Origin of the sequence: Streptomyces sp. NPDC051214 (assembly GCF_040682375.1) — a bacterium.
Lineage (GTDB): Bacteria > Actinomycetota > Actinomycetes > Streptomycetales > Streptomycetaceae > Streptomyces.
Genome location: NZ_JBFBAT010000011.1, coordinates 246,782 through 260,860, shown reverse-complemented (window position 1 = coordinate 260,860; position 14,079 = coordinate 246,782). Strand labels below are relative to the sequence as shown.

At 72.1% G+C, this 14,079-nt stretch carries 9 protein-coding genes; 3 read left to right on the top strand and 6 right to left on the bottom strand.

The features are described from left to right. Positions 1-4: 4 nt before the first annotated feature. The 4 genes from AB0M70_RS28760 to AB0M70_RS28745 form a co-directional block, all read right to left on the bottom strand. The gene (locus tag AB0M70_RS28760) at positions 5-1,951 is read right to left on the bottom strand and encodes an acyl-CoA dehydrogenase family protein (protein WP_365824188.1); all 1,947 of its coding nucleotides are present in this window, start codon (positions 1,949-1,951) and stop codon (positions 5-7) included. A gap of 237 nt (positions 1,952-2,188) precedes the next feature. Continuing rightward, positions 2,189-3,634: an aldehyde dehydrogenase family protein gene (locus AB0M70_RS28755; protein WP_365824186.1), complete on the bottom strand. Its 1,446-nt coding sequence runs from the start codon at positions 3,632-3,634 to the stop codon at positions 2,189-2,191. Between the two features lie 182 nt (positions 3,635-3,816). Further along, a complete protein-coding gene (locus tag AB0M70_RS28750) occupies positions 3,817-5,403 on the bottom strand; it encodes a PucR family transcriptional regulator (protein WP_365824184.1) in 1,587 nt (528 codons plus the stop codon). 204 nt (positions 5,404-5,607) lie between these two features. Then, entirely contained in the window at positions 5,608-7,986 is a 2,379-nt protein-coding gene (locus AB0M70_RS28745; RefSeq protein ID WP_365824182.1) for an ATP/GTP-binding protein, read from the bottom strand. Positions 7,987-8,144: 158 nt separating this feature from the next. On the opposite strand from AB0M70_RS28745, the gene AB0M70_RS28740 reads away from it, so the two are divergent. The 3 genes from AB0M70_RS28740 to AB0M70_RS28730 all read left to right on the top strand — a co-directional run bounded on the left by AB0M70_RS28740 (position 8,145) and on the right by AB0M70_RS28730 (position 11,984). After that, positions 8,145-9,362 carry a hypothetical protein gene (locus AB0M70_RS28740; RefSeq protein ID WP_365824180.1) on the top strand — a complete coding sequence of 406 codons (1,218 nt, stop codon included), beginning with the start codon at positions 8,145-8,147 and terminating at the stop codon, positions 9,360-9,362. Between the two features lie 202 nt (positions 9,363-9,564). Further along, positions 9,565-10,899, top strand: coding sequence for a 4-aminobutyrate--2-oxoglutarate transaminase (gene gabT / locus AB0M70_RS28735; protein ID WP_365824178.1), 1,335 nt, complete (start codon positions 9,565-9,567; stop codon positions 10,897-10,899). Between the two features lie 380 nt (positions 10,900-11,279). Further along, positions 11,280-11,984 (top strand): phosphatase PAP2 family protein, encoded by a 705-nt coding sequence (locus AB0M70_RS28730; RefSeq protein WP_365824176.1) that lies wholly within the window; start codon positions 11,280-11,282, stop codon positions 11,982-11,984. 99 nt (positions 11,985-12,083) lie between these two features. On the opposite strand, the gene AB0M70_RS28725 is transcribed toward AB0M70_RS28730, so the two are convergent. Next, a complete protein-coding gene (locus AB0M70_RS28725) occupies positions 12,084-12,542 on the bottom strand; it encodes a hypothetical protein (protein WP_365824174.1) in 459 nt (152 codons plus the stop codon). Between the two features lie 87 nt (positions 12,543-12,629). After that, positions 12,630-14,048 carry an FAD-dependent oxidoreductase gene (locus tag AB0M70_RS28720; protein WP_365824172.1) on the bottom strand — a complete coding sequence of 473 codons (1,419 nt, stop codon included), beginning with the start codon at positions 14,046-14,048 and terminating at the stop codon, positions 12,630-12,632. Between the last annotated feature and the right edge of the window lie 31 nt (positions 14,049-14,079).

The following is a 14,079-nucleotide window of genomic DNA, read 5'->3' as shown; positions in this document are numbered from 1 at the left end:
CGGGTCAGCGGATCGGCCGGTGGACGTTCTCCCGCTGGGTCGGACCCGGTGTCGCGTCCGCGATCCAGGGGCCTTCGCCGCTGGGGTCGACGACGCCTGCTTCCAGCCAGGTGTACATGCCGTTCAGGACGCCCTTGACGACCTTGCGGTCGACGCCGTCCGTGTTGGTCCACAGGCGGTCGAACAGCTCGTCGACGCGGATGCGGGACTGGCGGCAGAACGTGTCGGCCAGTTGATAGGCCTCGCGGCCGTGGTCCTCCGTCGTGCGCAGGAGCTCGGCGCGTACGCATGCCGCGCTCATCGCGAAGAGTTCGGCGCCGATGTCGACCACGCGGCCGAGGAAGCCCTGCTTGGTCTCCATCTTTCCCTGCCAGCGCGACATCGCGTAGAAGGTCGAGCGGGCCAGCTTGCGGGCGCCCCGTTCCACGTAGCGCAGGTGCGGGGAGAGGTCCGCGTGGCCGCTGGGGTGGAACTCGGCGTACGAGCGCGGGAGTTGGCCCGGCCCTGCGACCAGTTTCGGCAGCCAGCGGGCATAGAAGCCGCCTGCCTTCGCGCCGGCCCTCGCCTTGTCGGTCAGGGACTTGTCCGGGTCGATCAGGTCACCGGCCACCTTCAGGTGCGCGTCCACCGCCTCGCGGGCGATGAGCAGGTGCATGATCTCCGTCGAGCCCTCGAAGATGCGGTTGATGCGCAGGTCGCGCAGGACCTGTTCGGCCGGGACCGCGCGTTCGCCGCGGGCGGCGAGGGACTCGGCGGTCTCGAAGCCGCGGCCGCCGCGGATCTGCACCAGCTCGTCCGCCATCAGACAGCCCATCTCGGAGCCGTACAGCTTGGCGAGCGCCGCCTCGATGCGGATGTCGTTGCGGTCCTCGTCGGCCATCTGGGAGGAGAGGTCGAGTACGGCCTCCAGGGCGAAGGTCGTCGCCGCGATGAAGGAGATCTTCGCGCCGACCGCCTCGTGCAGCGCGACGGGCTTGCCCCACTGCTCGCGCGCCCCCGACCACTCACGGGCGATCTTCAGGCACCACTTGCCCGCGCCGACGCACATCGCGGGCAGCGAGAGGCGGCCGGTGTTGAGGGTCGTCAGGGCGATCTTCAGGCCCGCGCCCTCCGGGCCGATGCGGTGCGCTGCCGGGACGCGGACCTGGTGGAAGCGGGTGACGCCGTTCTCCAGGCCGCGCAGGCCCATGAAGGCGTTGCGGTTCTCGACGGTGATGCCCTCGGCGGCGGCCTCCACCACGAAGGCCGTGATGCCGCCCTTGTGGCCCTCGGACTTCGGGACGCGCGCCATGACGACCAGGAGGTCGGCGACGACGCCGTTCGTGGTCCACAGCTTCACGCCGTCAAGGACGTACGAGTCGCCGTCCGGCACCGCCATGGTGGCCAGGCGTGCGGGGTCGGAGCCGACGTCCGGCTCGGTCAGGAGGAACGCGCTGATGTCCGTGCGAGCGCAGCGCGGCAGGAACTCGTCCTTCTGTTCCTGGGTGCCGAACTGCTTGAGCGGCTGGGGTACGCCGATCGACTGGTGGGCGGAGAGCAGCGCGCCGATGGACGGGTTCGCGGAGCCGACGAGGGCCAGGGCCTTGTTGTAGTAGACCTGCGTGAGGCCGAGCCCGCCGTACTTGGTGTCGATCTTCATGCCGAGCGCGCCGAGCTCCTTGAGCCCGTTGATCACCTCGTCGGGGATCTTCGCCTCGCGCTCGATGCGGGCCGAGTCGATCTTCGTCTCGCAGAAGTCGCGGAGCTTGGCGAGGAACTCCTCGCCGCGCCGGGCATCCTCGTCGGCGGGCATCGGATGCGGGTGGATCAGGTCGAGCCGGAAGCGGCCGAGGAAGAGTTCCTTGGCGAAACTGGGCTTGCGCCAGTCCTGTTCGCGGGCGGCCTCGGCGACCTGCCGGGCCTCGCGTTCGCTGACGGAGGCCCCGGGAAGGGGTGTGGGTTGTGCGGGCATTGAGGAGCTCACCTCGCCGCGGAGTGGGGCCGATCGGCTCCGATTGACCCGATCTTGACCCGGTCGGTTACTGACTGGTGCTACTCGATCGTATGGATCGTATGTACCCGATTCGTCCCGAGCCCACCAGTCCTCGCGCAGCGTTCGGCCGCACCGGACCGGGCCGCGTCCCGAGCACGAGAACGGCCGGAGCCCCCGCACAGTGGGCTCCGGCCGTCCGGTTCGAGGCTGACGTGCTTACAGGGCGAGGCCCGTCATCACCATGACCCGCTCGTAGGTGTAGTCGTCCATCGCGAAGCGGACGCCCTCGCGGCCCACGCCGGACTGCTTGACGCCGCCGTACGGCATCTGGTCGGCGCGGTAGGAGGGGGCGTCGCCGATGACCACGCCGCCGACCTCCAAGTCGCGGTGGGCGCGGAAGGCGGTCTGCAGGTCGTGCGTGAAGACGCCCGCCTGGAGGCCGTACTTGGAGTCGTTGACGGCGGCGAACGCCTCCGCCTCGCCGTCCACCTTCTTGATCGTGAGGACCGGTCCGAAGACCTCCTCGACGGCGATGGTGGCGTCGGCCGGTACGTCGGCGAGCACGGTCGGCGCGTACGAGGCGCCGTCACGCTTGCCGCCGGCGAGGAGCTGCGCGCCCGCCTGGACGGCCTCGTCGACCCAGGACTCGACGCGCTTGGCGGCGTCCTCGTTGACGAGCGGGCCGACGTCGGTCTTCGGGTCGGACGGGTCGCCGGTGACCTGGGCCTCGATGGCCTTCAGGACGCGCGGCACGAGCCGGTCGTACACGGAGGCGTCGGCGATGACGCGCTGCACCGAGATGCAGGACTGGCCGCCCTGGTAGTTGGAGAACGTCGCGATGCGCGAGGCCGCCCAGTCCAGGTCCTCGTCGGAAGAGAAGTCGGCGAGGACGACGGCGGCGCCGTTTCCGCCGAGCTCCAGGGTGCAGTGCTTGCGCGGCACCGAGTCCAGGATCGCGTAGCCGACCTTCTCGGAGCCGGTGAAGGAGATGACGGGGAGGCGCTCGTCCTGGACGAGGGCGGGCATCTTCTCGTTCGCGACCGGCAGGACCGACCAGGACCCGGCGGGCAGGTCGGTCTCGGCGAGCAGCTCGCCGATGAGGAGACCGGAGAGCGGGGTCGCGGGCGCCGGCTTGAGGATGATCGGCGTGCCGGACGCGATGGCCGGGGCGATCTTGTGGGCGCAGAGGTTCAGCGGGAAGTTGAACGGCGCGATGCCCAGGACGACACCCTTGGGGAAGCGGCGCGTGAAGGCGAGGCGCCCCTGGCCACCGGCGTCGGTGTCGAGGCGCTGGGCCTCGCCGCCGTTGAACCTGCGGGCTTCCTCGGAGGCGAACCGGAAGACGGAGACGGCGCGGCCGACCTCGCCGCGGGCCCACTTGATCGGCTTGCCGTTCTCGGCGGAGATGAGCTGGGCGATCTCTTCCGTCCGCTCGACGAGCCTGCGGCTCACGTGGTCGAGGGCGGCGGCCCGCACGTGCGCCGGGGTCGCGGCGAACTCGTCGCGCACGGCGTACGCGGCGGCTACGGCCTCCTCGACCTGGGCGTCGGTCGGGACGGCCGCCTTGCCGACGATCCGCCCGTCCCAGGGCGAGGTGACGTCGAGAGTGGTCTCACCGGTGGTCTGGCGACCGGCGAGCCAGAAGGCGTGGATGGAAGTCATGTCGATTCCCGGCCCTTCCGCGAAGGTGTGTCTTGGGGGGTACGTTCCCCACCGTAGGGGCGGCGGGGGTGACGGTCGTTTGTCCGACGCGGAGTACTGCCTGCTGGGGGCGCGCCGCTTTGGCAGGGGAGCAATTCCCCCCACGGCCCCTGCGTATCGCCCGATTACTCCGTCCCGCTCGGCTACTCCGTCCCGCTCGACGTCGCCTTCAGCGACAGCCACAGCTCCATCCGGACGTCCGGGTCGTCCAGGGAGCGGCCCAGGATCTCCTCGACCCTGCGCATGCGGTAGCGCAGGGTGTGGCGGTGGACGCCCAGATCGGCCGCCGCCGCGTCCCACTGGCCGTGGCGCGAGAGCCAGGCACGCAGGGAGGCGATCAGGTCGCCGCGGCCGGTGGCGTCGTGTTCGTACAGGGCGCGCAGCAGGCCGTCGGCGAAGGCCCGCACCGCGTCGTCGGCGAGCAGCGGTAGGACCGAGCCCGCGGCGAGGTCCTCGTGTTCGACCATCGCGCGGCCCCGGCGCCGGGCGATGGACAGCGCCTGGTCGGCCTGCTTGTACGCGGTGGCCGCCGCGATCGGGCCCGCGGGCGCGGAGAGGCCGAGGAGGAGAGCCGCCCCGTCGCCCGCACCGCCCTCCGGCGCATCGGAGCGTCCCGCCTCCAGCGTCCGCGCGTACGCCACGCAGGCCGCCGCGCCCGCGCCGCCGTCCACGACGAGCAGCACGAGCCGCTCGCCGTAGGGCACGACCAGGAGCGCCTCGCCCGCGCGGGCCGCCGCCGACTCGACGGCGTCGGTGAGCTGGGCGAAGGGGTCGCCGTCCGCCGGGGCCGACGCGGGCACCTCCGCGACCACCAGGCGGAACGGCGCGTCGAGCAGGCTGCCGTACAACTCCCCCGCCACCGTGCGGGCGTGGTCCGGCTCCCCGGCGAGCAGCATCCTCAGGACGGCGGAGCCGACGCGGGCCTCGGCGGCCTGCAGCGAGCGGTTGCGTTCCGTGGTGAGGGTGAGCAGCGCTATGGCGGAGTGCAGTGCGTAGCGCTCGGCGGTGCCGAGGGTGGACGCCGTGCCGACGGCGAGCGCGGCGCGGGGCCGGCGCCCCGTGCCGATCGAGTGCAGTTCCACCCGGTCCTCGGCGCCCGCGACGACCGCGCTCGCGGGGGCCGCCCGGTCGCGAAGGCGCTCCACGTCGGTGGTGAGTCTGGCGGCCCGGCGGGAGGCCCACTCGGGGGCCGTGGCGACGACGGCGCCGGACGCGTCGTACAGCGCGGCCCAGCCGTCCACCTGTGCGGCGAGCGCGCCGAGCAGCCCTTCGGGGCCGTCGCTCAGCGCCTGCTTGGTCAGTTCGCGCTGGGCGGCGAAGCCTGCCGTCACCGCGCGGTACTGGTCGGCGGCGATGGCCGCGGAGACGGCCTTGCTGATGGCGAGGAAGGGGGTGCGCCGGGGCACCTCCAGGAGCGGAAGCCCTTCGTCCGCGGCTGCCGCGACCAAGGCCTCCGGGATGTCCTTGTAATGCACGCCGACCGCGAACCCGAGCCCGACGACGCCTGCCGCCGCGAGCCGTTTCACGTAGCGGCTCATGGCCTCCGGGTCCTCCGCGTCCAGCTTGAGCGCGGTGATCAGGAGGAGCTCGCCGCCCTCCATGTAGGGCACGGGGTCGGTGAGCTCACTGGCGTGGGCCCAGCGCACGGGCGCGTCCAGATGTTCCTCACCGGCGCGCACGGTGAGCTTGAGCGCGGAGTGGTGGACGAGGGAGGCGAGCGTGGGCGGCATGGGACCTTCAGGTCTGGTCAGCAGGTCAGGGCGGCAGGTTTGGCGGCGGCGGTGAGGCACACGTTCCGGCCGGCCATCGGATCCCGGACGAGATGTGGATCTTTTGGCCGGTACGTATGAACAGCCTGTGCCGATTCTGCCTCACCGTACGGTACGTACGGGACCGAATACCCCGTACGTGCACCTCTACCTGCTCCCCGGCGATTAACCCCTGAGGTCGACCAGCAACGGCGGCGCGTGCTCGCCCCGTACGTCGGTCAGGGAGAGCACGGCGTGGCCCGGGGGCAGGGAGTGGGCCAGTTCGGAGGCGGACCAGCGTTCGCGCTCGACCTTGCGCACGGTGACGGCGTCGGTCGTGACCGCCTTGCCGGTGACGAGCTTGCGCAGCGAGTGCAGGGCGCGCGTCATCGGCTGATCGGCGAAGACGGTGTGCTGGGCCACTTCCTTGGTCTCGATCCACTCGGTGCCCCAGGCTTCGGTGAACCGGCGTCCGTCCCAGGTCGTCACGCCGGAGAAGGCCATCCGGCAGCCGACCGCGGCGTAGAGCGGCCCCTGCAGCGGCTCCGGCACCTCGCCGATCGTGCGCAGGCCGAGCACGACGCCCGCGTTCAGCGACCGCAGGCGCTGGATGGCGCGCACGCTCTCGGGGGTGAGGGTGCGCGCGGCGTCGTCGAGGATCAGGCAGACGAAGTGCGGCCGCCGGGCACGGCCGCGCGCGACGTACGAGAACTGGGCGAGCAGCAGCCTGGCCAGGAGCCTCGACGCCTCCTCGTGCCCGTGCTCCGGGAGGTCCACCCTGACCCGGAGCGGGTGGTGCGCGACGGCGCGCATCGAGAAGGGGTGGCCCTCGCCGCCGGGGTCGAAGAAGTCGGCGAAGGCGGGGCGGTCGAGCAGGGCGAGGCGGTCGGCCAGGGCGGGGCCCGGGTCGTTGGGTGAGCCGGACTGGCGGATTCGGGCGTCCAGTTCGCGGCGCATCGCGGTGTGCTCGTCCGCGGCGAGGCCGGTCTGCAGGGCGGCGAGCGCGGCGGGGTCGCCTTCGAGCAGTTCGCGCAGTGCGGGGACGGAGGGGAAGCGGCCGTGGAGGAGGCGGTAGGGGCCGAGGAGTTGGGCGAGGCTGGTGGCGGCGCGCCGGGTGTCCACGGCGTCGAGGTCACCGACCAGGCCTTCGGCGAGGAAGGCGGCGGCCTCGTCCGGGTCGGCGCAGTCCGCGTACAGGTCGAGGTCGTGCACGGACGCGGGGTCGCCCGGCCTGATCACGACGTCGTACGCGTCGTCGGGACCGAGCGCCGTGCCCGCGGCGCACACGGCGACGACCGCGCACTGCCCGGTCAGGGCGCCGAGGGAGAGCGATTCGGCCACCGGGCGCATGAGTCGTCCGGTCTTGCCGGCGCCGGAGGGGCCCACCGCGAGCAGTGAGGTGCCGAGCACGGCGGGGTCGAGCGCGGCCCCGGCGTCGCGCACGGCGTAGGGGTTGCGCTCGTCCTTCGCGAAGCGGCCGATCCGGACCTGGCCCACGAGCAGGTCGTGGACGGCGCTGCGGGCGGGCAGGTCGCGCTGGCCGGAGGGGTGGGTCCAGGAGGCGGAGCCCTGCCGGGCGACCGTGTCCACGAAGGTGGCGAGCGCGCCCGGGTCGGCGGCGGCGGTGCGCCAGGCGTGGGTCACGCGGGCGCAGTCGACGTCGTTCATGCGTCCGCTGAGCAGCTCGGCGGAGAGCAGGTCGGCGGCCTTGTCGTGTCCTGCCGCGCGCAGCTCGGGCCAGTGGCCGCGTGCGGGGGCCTCGGCGGGGGGCGGCGGGGAGGCGGGCCGGCGCGTCGCCGTGGCTCGGCCGGCGCGGATCGTCTCCCACCATCCGCCGATGCGGGCGAAGGGCCACAGCACCGCGAGGGTGATCAGGACGTACAGGACGTCGGTGAGGACCTGCGACTCGAAGATCTCGTAACCACCCGCGAGGAGCGCGACCAGGGAGAAGACGGGATCGACCACGGGCAGCGGCCGCCAGTCGAGCCCGAGGGCGCTCGGCCAGACGAAGAGCAGGACGCCGACCGCCGCGACGGAGGCGAGCACGGCACGGGAGGGTTGCGGGCGCCGCACCATGAAGTGCCGGATGGCGTCGGGCCAGGCGCCGAGCCGCCCCACCGAGTACAGCACCACGCCGAAGACGATCCCGTCGTAGACGATCCGGGCGTCCCCGGCCTGCCACTGCTTGGGCTGGACGCTGCCCGCCCACCACCAGCCGCTCGGCGTGAACAGCTTCAGCAGGGCCCACTGGTAGGGGATGTTGCCCTGCCGCCACAGCGACCAGAACAGCAGACCGAGCACGGCGGAGATCGTCATGCCGACGATCAGCCGCCGGCTGACGCCCTCGGTCTCGGCCTCGGGCGCGGGAGCCCGATAGGCGTAGCGCCAGACGCCGGGGATCGCCCGGGGACGCGGCGCGGCGAGCCAGTCGGCGACCGACGGGGCGCTGCCGGGGCCGGGCGCCCGCCGGGGCATCGGCGGCGCTGCGGGCACGGAAGGCCCTGCCGGCCGCGGCACCGGTGTGGCGTGCGTACCGCGAGCGTCGTGCGTGCCTTCGGGTTCCATGGCCCTTGCCCCCTGACCTGCCGGTCTGTCGGTTCAGCCGTCAATCTAGTGCCCCTACAGGGGCAGTTCACCGGATACGCGCCCGGGGCCTCGGGGAATGGGGCTTCCGGGACCTGCGCGAACTGGGCGGAAGGCATCAATCCGGCTACCGTCGTCCGATGCCCGATCACAAGGACGCCGACCAGGTCTTGAGCGAGAGGGAACGCGGCCTCCACGCCGAACCCCTCGCCGAACCCCACGACGCACCGCCGCCGTTGCCGCTCCCGTCGCCCGGAGATCGCACCGCCTGGGACTCTCCCGCGACCCGCTGGGCCTGGCGGTGGCACACGGTCAGGACCGGTCTTGCCCTCGTCGCCTGGGTCGCGGTCTGGTTCGCGCTGTACGCCCTCACCCAGACCGTCTTCCCCCTGGCATCCGTGGTGTTCGTCCCGTACACCTTCTACGCCGCGTACCGCCTGCTGATGCTCCTGGCCGGGGCGCTCCCCGACGTGTTCCGGATGCGTCGTACCCTTCGCGGCCACCCCTGGCAGCTGATCGAGAACGCCGAGCACGGGCTTTCCGCTCATCCGGCGGCGGCGAGCGACAAGCCGTGGATCGCGGTCCCGGATCCCACCGCCCCGGGCGACCCGGACGCGCGGCTCCCCCTCCTCCTCTTCGCCCATCCCCGTACCCGCTGGTGGACCCGCCGCATGCGGTCCGGCGCCGGCGCGCAACAGCGGGCGGAGATCGGCGTGCTGTGGCTCTGCGGCGATCCGCGCGCCGACGTCGTCATCGCGGCGCCCCCGTCCGCGGCCGCACGACCGGGCGCGCGCACGGCGCCGCGTCGACTGCTCCATCTCCGGCAGCGCAACGCCCTGATCGCCGACCGACAGCACGGCACCCCCGCGGCCCCGCTCACCGCGGATCCCGTCGTCAGCGACCCCTCGCGTCCGGCACTCTCGCACCCGTCCACGTCCCGCACGATGCGCGGCCGGATGCACCGCCGGGTCCTTCTGTTCGCCGTCGTGTGGCCCGCGCTGCTCGTCACGCAGGTCGCGCTCGTCGTCCGCGATGACCGCGACCTGGTCGGCCTGTTCGTGATCATCGTGCTCCTTCAGCTGACGCTGCTGCCGCTGCACGTCGTCGTACTCGTCAGCACCCGCCGCATGACCGCTCTTCTGGCCACCCACCCGTGGCGCCCCGTCGACTGTGTGATCCGCAGCCGCGGCAGGGCCCAACTGGTGACCGTCGGGGACCAGGTCCTCACCCCGAGCCCTTGGCGCGTGTACCTCGACCAGCACGCCACGCACCTGTGGATCGCCGGCGACCCGCGCGCCCGCTGCATGGCATCAGCCCCCGGCGGCGCCCGCCCCGTGAGCCTCGGGCCCGGCGACTGACCCCACCACTCCCCGCAAGGGACGAAAGCCGCACCGCGCCCCCTCCCCCGCTATGTCCACCACGGACAACCGCCACGCCGAACAACTCCCCCGTGGAGCATGCCCGGCCCCGGGCTTCGCCCCTAACCTGCGAAAGAAAGCAGCACTGAAGCAAGCAGACAAGCACCGAGCGTCCGCCTCGCCCCACCCCCAGGAGCACCCCATGACCGCACTTCCGCAGGAGCGCCGCGTCGTCACCGCCATTCCCGGGCCGAAGTCCCAGGAGCTGCAGGCCCGCCGTACCGCCACGGTCGCCGGTGGCGTGGGTTCCGTGCTGCCTGTCTTCGCTGCGCGCGCGGGTGGCGGCATCATCGAGGACGTCGACGGCAACCGCTTCATCGACTTCGGCTCCGGCATCGCCGTCACGTCCGTCGGCGCCAGCGCCGAGGCCGTCGTACGCCGGGCGACCGCGCAGCTCGCCGACTTCACGCACACCTGTTTCATGGTCACGCCGTACGAGGGCTACGTCGCCGTCGCCGAGCAGCTCGCGGAGCTGACGCCGGGTGACCACGCGAAGAAGTCCGCGCTCTTCAACTCCGGCGCCGAGGCCGTAGAGAACGCCGTCAAGATCGCCCGTGCGCACACCAAGCGCCAGGCCGTCGTCGTCTTCGACCACGGCTACCACGGCCGTACGAACCTCACGATGGCTCTGACCAGCAAGAACATGCCGTACAAAAACGGCTTCGGGCCGTTCGCGCCCGAGGTCTACCGCGTCCCGGTCGCGTACGGCTACCGCTGGCCGACGGGCGAGGAGAACGCCGGTCCCGAGGCCGCCAAGCAGGCCATCGACCAGATCAGCAAGCAGGTCGGCGCGGAGAACGTCGCCGCGATCATCATCGAGCCGGTCCTCGGCGAGGGCGGCTTCATCGAGCCCGCGAAGGGCTTCCTGCCCGCCATCGTGAAGTTCGCCAACGACAACGGCATCGTCTTCGTCGCGGACGAGATCCAGTCCGGCTTCTGCCGCACCGGCCAGTGGTTCGCCTGCGAGGACGAGGGCATCGTCCCGGACCTGATCACGACCGCCAAGGGCATCGCGGGCGGCCTGCCGCTCGCCGCCGTCACGGGCCGCGCCGAGATCATGGACGCCGCACACTCCGGCGGCCTCGGCGGCACCTACGGCGGCAACCCGGTGGCCTGCGCCGGTGCGCTCGGCGCCATCGAGACGATGAAGGAGCTCGACCTCAACGGCAAGGCGAAGGCCATCGAGGCGACGATGAAGGCCCGCCTGAACGCCATCGCGGAGAAGTACGACATCGTCGGCGACGTCCGCGGCCGTGGCGCGATGATCGCCATCGAGCTGGTCAAGGACCGGGCCACCAAGGAGCCGAACCCCGAGGCGACGGCCGCGCTCGCCAAGGCCTGCCACGCGGAGGGCCTGCTCGTCCTCACCTGCGGCACGTACGGCAACGTCCTGCGCTTCCTGCCGCCGCTGGTCATCGGCGACGACCTCCTGAACGAGGGCCTGGACATCATCGAGGCCGCCTTCTCGGGCGTCTGAGGCCTGTAGGGCGCATGACGTCCGACGGAGCCGGGATCACCCCAAAGGGGGAAGATCCCGGCTCCGTATGTATCCGCACATGCCCTGACGTGTGTGTACGGCGCCCGGTGCGGGACTCGTGACCTGGGGTGACCGTCGGGGCATGTGAAGAACGTGTGCGGGACCCATGCCGGGTTGCCGTTCCGCCTGTCGGGCCGCCACCGGCTGACGTACGGTTTCTGCAGATGAGAGAAACACCCCGCCCGCAGGCGACTGTGGGCGACACCGGGACGGAGCCTCCCCAGCCCCGTCTTGGTCGTGCCCTCGCGCACACACCCGGAGTCACTGGCTCCGGAACTCCTCACCGATCGGACGGCCGCCCGCCCCAAACCCCCCGGGGCGTGCGGCACACCGGTCAGGACGGCCGCCTCGGAACTACCCCCCCTGTTCCGGGGCGGCCGTCCACTCTCCTCTTCTGCCTCTGCGCGCTCTTCTTCGCGCTCATCACCTGGCAAGTGATCGCCGACGGCCCCCTCCGCGACGCGGACGAGCGGCTCGGCCCCTGGATCACCGGAAGCCGCCTCCCTGACGGCGCCGCCGAATTCCTCGCCGATCTGGGCGGGGTCGCCGTCGCCGTGCCCTTCCTCGCCGCCGCCATCGCCTACACGGCCTGGCGCGGCCACCGGGCCGGTACGTTCCGCTGGTGGCTCGCCCCGGCCGCCGCCGCCGTGGCCATGGCCGTGCTCCCGGCGCTCGTGATCCCGCTCAAGGAACTCATCGGCCGCACCGGCCCACCCGGCATGGACGGCACCGGCTACTACCCCTCGGGCCACACCGCCACCGCCATGGTCGCCTACGGCGGGGCGGCACTGCTCCTGCTCCCGTACCTACGCGGCACGTACGCACGCCGCGAACTGGTGATCGCCTGCGCCCTGTTGAACTTCGGGGTAGGGCTGGGGCTCGTGCGGCGCGGGTATCACTGGCCGCTGGACGTGGTGGCCAGTTGGTGTCTGTTCGGGATGGTGCTGCTGGGTGTGGCGCTACTCGTGGGGCGGTACGGCCGCCACCCCGACGCCGGTGAGGCGGACCCGGATCAGCCGAAGTAGCCGTGCTCAATCGTCAGCGTGAAGCCGATGATGTCCCCGCTGTCGGGGACGTCCGCGAGCCGCGTGTAGCCGGAGCCGGAGCCGTTGGCGAAGCTACCCTCACTCCTCGGCCCGAGGCGGCAACTGCGCCGCCGCCTCGTGCATCGCGAGTTCCAGCAGCGCCGGGTCCGTCAGCGTGCCCGCTCCATCGGGCGGAATCAGCCAGCGGACACCGCCCGTGGAACGCCCCGGATAGGGGACGACGATCCAGGTCCCGAGGCCCGCGCCGCGCACGCCCGTACCGACCCAGCGGGCGACGGTGCCCGCCGGGACGAAGAAGCCCATGCGGGAGTCGCCGAAGTCCGCGAGCACCGGGCCCGGACGGTCGATGCAGCGGGTCAGTACGTCGAGCGTCGCATAGCCGAGATCGCCGGGCAGGATCAGTACGTCCCAGAGCCTGCCGGCGGGAAGGAGCGCCACCCCGAGGGGATTTCGCTCCCACTCCCAGCGGCAGGCGTCCGGATCCGGCGCCACCGACACGAGCCACTCGACCGCCGGCTTCGCCCCAGGTTCAGTCATGGGGGGACCTCCCTTTCCTGTGCAACAGCTGTGCCTGTCACAGGAGAGAGGGGGTTCGGGCGCGAGCGTTACGCGGCTTCGGAGAACTTAGCTGTCGAAGCCGAGGCCCAGCTTGTCCATCGTCTTCAGCCACAGGTTGCGCCTGCCGCCGTTCTCGTCGGCGCGGGCCAGCGACCACTTGGTCAGGGCCACGCCCGTCCACGCGAACGGCTCGGGCGGGAACGGCAGCGGCTTCGTGCGCACCATCTCCAGGGACGTGCGCTCCGTGCGCTCGCCGGAGAGCAGGTCGAGCATGACGTCGGCGCCGAAGCGGGTGGCCCCGACCCCGAGTCCCGTATAGCCCGCCGCGTACGCGACGCGCCCCGCGTGAGCCGTCCCGAAGAACGCCGAGAAGCGCGAACAGGTGTCGATCGCCCCGCCCCACGCGTGCGTGAACCGGACCCCCTCCAACTGCGGGAAGCAGGTGAAGAAGTGGCCCGCCAGCTTCGCGTACGTCTCCGGGCGGTGGTCGTGCTCGGCGCGCAGCTTGCCGCCGAACGGATAGATCGCGTCGTAACCGCCCCACAGGATGCGGTTGTCGGCGGAGAGCCGGAAGTAGTGGAACTGGTTGGCGCTGTCACCCAGGCCCTGGCGGTTCTGCCAGCCGATGGCCGCCAGCTGGTCCTCGGTCAGCGGCTCCGTCATCAGCGCGTAGTCGTAGACCGGGACCGTGTAGGAGCGGATGCGCTTGACCAGCGACGGGAAGATGTTTGTGGCGAGCGCGACCTGCCGGGCGCGGATGCGGCCGTACGGGGTGCGTACGCGCATCCCGGCGCCGGACGAGGCGAGTTGGAGCGCGGGCGTGTGCTCGTAGACGCGTACGCCCTTCTCCATGCAGGCGCGCTTGAGTCCCCAGGCGAGCTTCGCCGGGTGGAGCAGGGCGACGCCCTCGCGGTCCCAGAGGCCGCCGAGGAAGGTCGGCGAGTCGACGTGGGCGCGCAGGGCGTCCGCGTCGAGCAGCTCGGAGCCGCCCGCGAGGCCGTGCTCCGCCATCTCCTCGTACACCTCGCGCAGTTCGGTGAGCTGGTGCGGCTGCGTGGCCACGTCGATCTCGCCGGTGCGCTCGAAGTCGCAGTCGATGGAGTAGCGCTTGACGGCCGCCTCGATCTCGTCGAGGTTGCGGGCGCCGAGTTCCTCCAGCTTCGCCATCTCGCCGGGCCAGCGGGACAGGCCGTTGGCGATGCCGTGCGTGAGGGACGCGGCGCAGAAGCCGCCGTTGCGGCCGGAGGCGGCCCAGCCCGCCTCCCGGCCCTCGACCAGGACGACGTCGCGGTCCGGGTCGCGTTCCTTGGCGATCAGCGCGGTCCACAGGCCGCTGTAGCCGCCGCCGACGACGAGCAGGTCGCACTGCTCGTCACCGGTGAGGGCGGGCTCGGCGCGCGGCTTGCCGGGATCGTCCAGCCAGTACGAGACCGGCTGGGCGTCCGAGAGTGACGTGGTCCAACGGGTCATGGCGCTTGGGGCCATGATTTCCAACTCCTTCAGAACGCGTGCGGCT

Coding starts and splice junctions, on each gene's coding strand:
- AB0M70_RS28760 (WP_365824188.1), bottom strand. CDS start 1,951: ATGCCCGCACAACCCACACCCCTTCCCGGGGCCTCCGTCAGCGAACGC.
- AB0M70_RS28755 (WP_365824186.1), bottom strand. CDS start 3,634: ATGACTTCCATCCACGCCTTCTGGCTCGCCGGTCGCCAGACCACCGGT.
- AB0M70_RS28750 (WP_365824184.1), bottom strand. CDS start 5,403: ATGCCGCCCACGCTCGCCTCCCTCGTCCACCACTCCGCGCTCAAGCTC.
- AB0M70_RS28745 (WP_365824182.1), bottom strand. CDS start 7,986: ATGGAACCCGAAGGCACGCACGACGCTCGCGGTACGCACGCCACACCG.
- AB0M70_RS28740 (WP_365824180.1), top strand. CDS start 8,145: ATGCCCGATCACAAGGACGCCGACCAGGTCTTGAGCGAGAGGGAACGC.
- gabT (WP_365824178.1), top strand. CDS start 9,565: ATGACCGCACTTCCGCAGGAGCGCCGCGTCGTCACCGCCATTCCCGGG.
- AB0M70_RS28725 (WP_365824174.1), bottom strand. CDS start 12,542: ATGACTGAACCTGGGGCGAAGCCGGCGGTCGAGTGGCTCGTGTCGGTG.
- AB0M70_RS28720 (WP_365824172.1), bottom strand. CDS start 14,048: ATGGCCCCAAGCGCCATGACCCGTTGGACCACGTCACTCTCGGACGCC.